Origin of the sequence: Anabaena sp. CCY 9613, from assembly GCF_963920895.1 — a bacterium.
Lineage (GTDB): Bacteria > Cyanobacteriota > Cyanobacteriia > Cyanobacteriales > Nostocaceae > Cyanocohniella.
The window spans coordinates 1-4,996 of record NZ_CAWUDE010000041.1 but is presented as its reverse complement, the minus strand read 5'-3'; the positions used below and the strand labels follow the sequence as shown (position 1 = coordinate 4,996).

At 42.9% G+C, this 4,996-nt stretch carries 3 protein-coding genes; 2 read left to right on the top strand and 1 reads right to left on the bottom strand.

The features are described 5' to 3' along the window. Window positions 1-89: 89 nt before the first annotated feature. Both ACM0OT_RS23645 and nifJ read left to right on the top strand, forming a co-directional pair. Entirely contained in the window at window positions 90-533 is a 444-nt protein-coding gene (locus tag ACM0OT_RS23645) for a YidH family protein (RefSeq protein WP_414566813.1), read from the top strand. A 369-nt stretch (window positions 534-902) separates the two neighbouring features. Continuing rightward, the gene (nifJ, locus tag ACM0OT_RS23640; protein ID WP_414566815.1) at window positions 903-4,454 is read left to right on the top strand and encodes a pyruvate:ferredoxin (flavodoxin) oxidoreductase; all 3,552 of its coding nucleotides are present in this window, start codon (window positions 903-905) and stop codon (window positions 4,452-4,454) included. 7 nt (window positions 4,455-4,461) lie between these two features. On the opposite strand, the gene ACM0OT_RS23635 is transcribed toward nifJ, so the two are convergent. Then, window positions 4,462-4,602: a DUF3368 domain-containing protein gene (locus ACM0OT_RS23635; protein ID WP_414566814.1), complete on the bottom strand. Its 141-nt coding sequence runs from the start codon at window positions 4,600-4,602 to the stop codon at window positions 4,462-4,464. Window positions 4,603-4,996: the final 394 nt, after the last annotated feature.

Sequence of the window (4,996 nt, the reverse complement as noted above, 5' to 3'; positions counted from 1 at the left end):
CGGCAATTAAAATTGCCGTTCGCCCTACATCTCCTACTTGAAAGATAGGAGTTTTAGGCTTCTCGTCTTCATTGATCAATATAGTACTCATGAATAACACACCCAACAAAATTGACCGTCAACGAGAACATCAAGCCAACGAACGGACTTTTTTAGCTTGGCTACGTACTTCTATTGCATTGATTGGTTTTGGTTTTGCGATCGCTCGTTTTGGTCTGTTTCTACGTCAACTAAATGTAGCGTTAACACAAAAAGAGCCTGATGTCAATCTCGTATTTAACTCAGAAAACCTGGGAATTACGTTTGTAGTTTTTGGGATTGTGGCGATCGCCTTAGCTGCATGGCGATACAATCAGGTATTCTGGGAAATTGAACGTGGTGATTATCGACCTCACCGTTTACCTGTTTGGATTATGACCGGAGTAGTGATAATTCTGGGTATTCTCAGTCTGCCTTTACTCTTGTTACGAAACCCGATTTCTCCGCGTCCGTCATCTGTCCCCAATCAATCACAGTCCCGCCATTTTCGTTAAAACCTCTGCGTTTAAAACTTTCCCGCACCTGCACCCCATCAACTGGAAAAAATTATCTCAAATCCTCACCAATAAAAGCTGATAAGTTATGAGTACATAATTAATATTAAATAGATCAGAATATCTACCAGAAGGTAAAATTAAAAAAATTGGCTACAACATAATTAAATATTCATTCAAAAAACTAATTTATTAACGCTGGAAATTTCTAATTATTCAGGTTACAAATTCTCTTCATTCAGTTGAAAAAACCAAGCGATGTCAGAGACAAGCCGCTGCGCGTCTACGCACACAGCACCAGACAGAGGCGATACGCGTAGCGTCAAGCCTTTGGCTTATCGCCACAAACAAAGACAGGGTAAAATTATCATGCACAAAACCTTTGCAACCATTGACGGGAATGAAGCTGTTGCCCGTGTTGCTTACAAATTAAACGAAGTCATCGCCATTTATCCTATTACCCCCTCTTCAGCAATGGGTGAATGGGCAGATGCTTGGTCAGCGGACAATCGTCCCAATCTCTGGAATACTATTCCCAGTGTTGTGCAGATGCAAAGCGAAGGCGGCGCTGCTGGTGCGGTGCATGGGGCATTACAAACAGGTTCTCTGAGTACTACTTTCACGGCTTCCCAGGGATTATTGTTGATGATTCCCAACCTCTACAAAATCGCTGGTGAACTGACTAGTGCTGTGGTGCATGTGGCGGCTCGTTCCTTGGCTACTCATGCGTTATCGATTTTCGGTGACCATAGTGATGTCATGGCATCCCGCGCTACAGGGTTTGCTTTGCTGTGTTCCGCCTCAGTCCAAGAAAGCCAAGATTTTGCCTTGATTGCCCAGGCTGCAACCTTAGAAACCCGTGTATCGTTTATGCACTTCTTTGACGGCTTCCGGACATCACATGAGGTGCAAAAAGTCAAGTTATTATCAGATGAGCAATTGCGATCGCTCATCAACGAAGATTTAATATTAGCCCATCGCGCCCGTGCCCTCACCCCAGACCGTTCTATATTACGGGGTACAGCCCAAAACCCTGATGTTTACTTCCAAGCCCGTGAAGGTGCTAACCCTTATTACAGCGCTACTCCCGCCATTGTCCAACGCCTCATGGATGAATTTGGGTCACTTACTGGGAGACATTACCAAATCTACGAATATCACGGTGCGAGTGATGCCGATCGCGTAATTGTACTCATGGGTTCCGGGTGTGAGACAGTCCACGAAACTGTAGATTACCTCAACAGCCAAGGGGAAAAAGTAGGAGTAGTAAAAGTACGACTTTATCGCCCCTTTGACGTGCAGAGATTTATCGCAGTCTTACCCAAAAGTGTACAGGCGATAGCAGTCCTTGATCGCACCAAAGAACCAGGTAGCGCCGGTGAACCGTTGTATTTAGATGTAGTCGCAGCCATCTATGAAGCCTGGTCAAAAACTCCCTCATTCCCCAAAGTCATCGGGGGGCGTTATGGTTTGTCATCTAAGGAATTTACCCCGGCGATGGTGAAGGCAGTTTTTGATAATCTTGCCCAACCACAACCGAAAAATCACTTTACTGTGGGTATTAATGATGACGTAAGTCACACATCCCTCAGTTTTGACCCCAACTTTTCCACGGAAGCAGATAATGTTGTCCGGGCAATGTTCTATGGCTTAGGTTCCGATGGCACAGTGGGTGCTAATAAAAACTCTATCAAGATTATTGGCGAAGAAACAGACAATTACGCCCAAGGCTACTTCGTCTACGACTCCAAGAAATCTGGTTCTATCACCGTTTCACACCTACGCTTCGGCCCCCAACCAATTCGTTCAACTTATTTAATTGACAAAGCCAACTTTATTGGTTGTCATCACTGGGGCTTTTTGGAACGCATAGATGTCTTAAAAGCTGCTGTCAATGGGGCAACTTTATTGCTGAATAGTCCCTATGATGCCGATACCGTCTGGGAATATCTACCCCAAAAAGTACAACAACAAATTATAGATAAACAACTCAAATTTTACGTTATCAATGCCAATCAAGTAGCCCGTGAAAGCGGCATGGGTGGACGCATCAATACAATTATGCAAGTATGCTTCTTTGCCTTAGCAGGAGTCTTACCCCAAACAGAAGCAATTACCAAAATTAAAAAAGCCATTGAAAAGACTTACGGTAAAAAAGGTACAGAAGTCGTCCAAAAAAACCTCCAAGCAGTAGACAACACCCTCACCAACCTACATAAAGTCGATATACCTCATTTTTCCTCCCCCAGTCCCAACTCCCCACTCCCCACTCCCTTAGACAATGCACCAGAATTTGTGCGGGATGTCCTCGGTGAAATCATGATATGGCATGGTGATAATTTACCTGTGAGTGCATTACCAGCTGATGGCACATTTCCCACAGGTACAGCGAAATGGGAAAAACGCAACGTCGCTGAGGAGATACCTGTATGGGAACCGGATGTCTGCGTTCAGTGTGGTAAGTGTGTGATGGTGTGTCCCCACAGTGCTATCCGCGCCAAGGCTTATCAACCTGATGAATTAATCAATGCACCGACTACCTTTAAATCAGTTGATGCCAAAGATAAAAGTTTTAGTAACCAAAAATTCACTATTCAAGTTGCCCCAGAAGATTGTACAGGATGCGCCATCTGTGTAGATATTTGCCCTGCCAAAAATAAAAATGAGCCATTGCAGAAAGCCATTAACATGGCCCAGCAGCTACCTTTGCGGGAACAAGAACGCAAAAACTGGGATTTCTTTTTGAATTTACCTCATCCTGACCGCAGACAGTTAAAACTCAACCAAATTCGCCAACAACAACTGCAAGAACCATTATTTGAATTTTCCGGTGCTTGTGCAGGTTGTGGAGAGACACCCTATTTAAAATTATTAACCCAATTGTTTGGCGATCGCGCGGTAATTGCCAATGCAACAGGTTGTTCTTCGATTTACGGTGGGAACTTACCTACTACTCCTTGGACAACCAACGCCGAAGGACGCGGCCCCGCATGGTCTAATAGTTTATTTGAAGATAACGCCGAGTTTGGTTTTGGCTTTAGGTTATCGCTGGATAAACAAGCTGAGTTTGCAGCGGAATTGTTAGCGGGGACTGAGGGAATTTCTGAGGAGTTGGTAAAATCTATTCTCAGTGCTGAACAAAAAACTGAAGCTGATATCTGGGAACAACGGGAAAGGGTAGCGTTGCTGAAACATGAGTTAGATCAAATTATAACTTCTGATCCTCATCTCAAATCCCAAATCCAAAACCTCAAATCCCTAGCAGACTACTTGGTGAGAAAAAGCGTCTGGATTGTCGGTGGTGACGGTTGGGCTTATGATATTGATTTTGGCGGTATTGACCATGTGTTAGCAAGTGGTCGCAATGTGAATATATTGGTGATGGATACAGAAGTATATTCCAATACAGGCGGTCAATCATCCAAAGCCACACCTAAAGCCGCCGTAGCGAAATTTGCAGCGAGTGGTAAACCTGCACCGAAAAAAGATTTAGGCTTAATTGCCATGACCTACGGTAATGTTTACGTAGCGAGTGTAGCTTTAGGTGCAAAAGATGAACATACCCTCAAAGCATTTCTAGAAGCAGAAGCTTTTGATGGGCCATCATTAATTATTGCTTATAGTCATTGTATTGCCCACGGCATCAACATGACCACAGGCATGAACCACCAGAAATCATTGGTAGAATCAGGTCGTTGGTTACTATATCGGCATAATCCAGAGTTACAGCAACAAGGTAAAAATCCTCTAAAATTGGATATGCAAATGCCTACGCAATCAGTAGAGCAATCAATGTATCAAGAAAACCGTTTCAAGATGCTGACCAAGAGTAAGCCAGAGTTAGCTAAACAACTATTGCAACAAGCGCAAGCTGAAGTAGATGCACGTTGGCAAATGTATCAATATTTGGCAAATAGGTAAACACCAATTATTCTCCAACAATTGATAAGATACGATTGTAGAGAGAAGCATCAACCCAAAATCTAGCTGTATTGATTAAATCATCAAGGATTGGTTTCACTAATGGAATCAATCCCCGACGCTTTGCTTCAATTAGAATCCCTAAAATACCAATGATTTTTAAATCGTATGCAGTTGCTATTTTTCTGCCTAGTTGTTCATCTATAATTAACCAATCTGCGTTTAACTCTAAAGCTAGAGCTATTGCTGACGACTCACCTGGATCTAATTTAGTTTTTAAGGATTATACAAAACTAATATTTTTAATTGCTTGGACTTGAATCCAATTCAATGTTTTGACTTCTTGCGCTCCTGGTATGGAATCTCCCCATGCGGTTAATTCTCGAAAAACTGCTGATGGGATAATAACTTCTCCATAAAGTTGTTCTAATAAATGAAGTTTGCCTATAGCCGCTAGATTAGTAATAGGCGAGGTATTGCTGAATATTCAGGGTAAGAGCATCTCAATCAGGCTTGACACAAGGAATCAGAAGAATCTAAAG

Bases quoted from the DNA above. Each gene is read 5' to 3' on its own strand.
- ACM0OT_RS23645 (WP_414566813.1), top strand. From the start codon at position 90: ATGAATAACACACCCAACAAAATTGACCGTCAACGAGAACATCAAGCC.
- nifJ (WP_414566815.1), top strand. From the start codon at position 903: ATGCACAAAACCTTTGCAACCATTGACGGGAATGAAGCTGTTGCCCGT.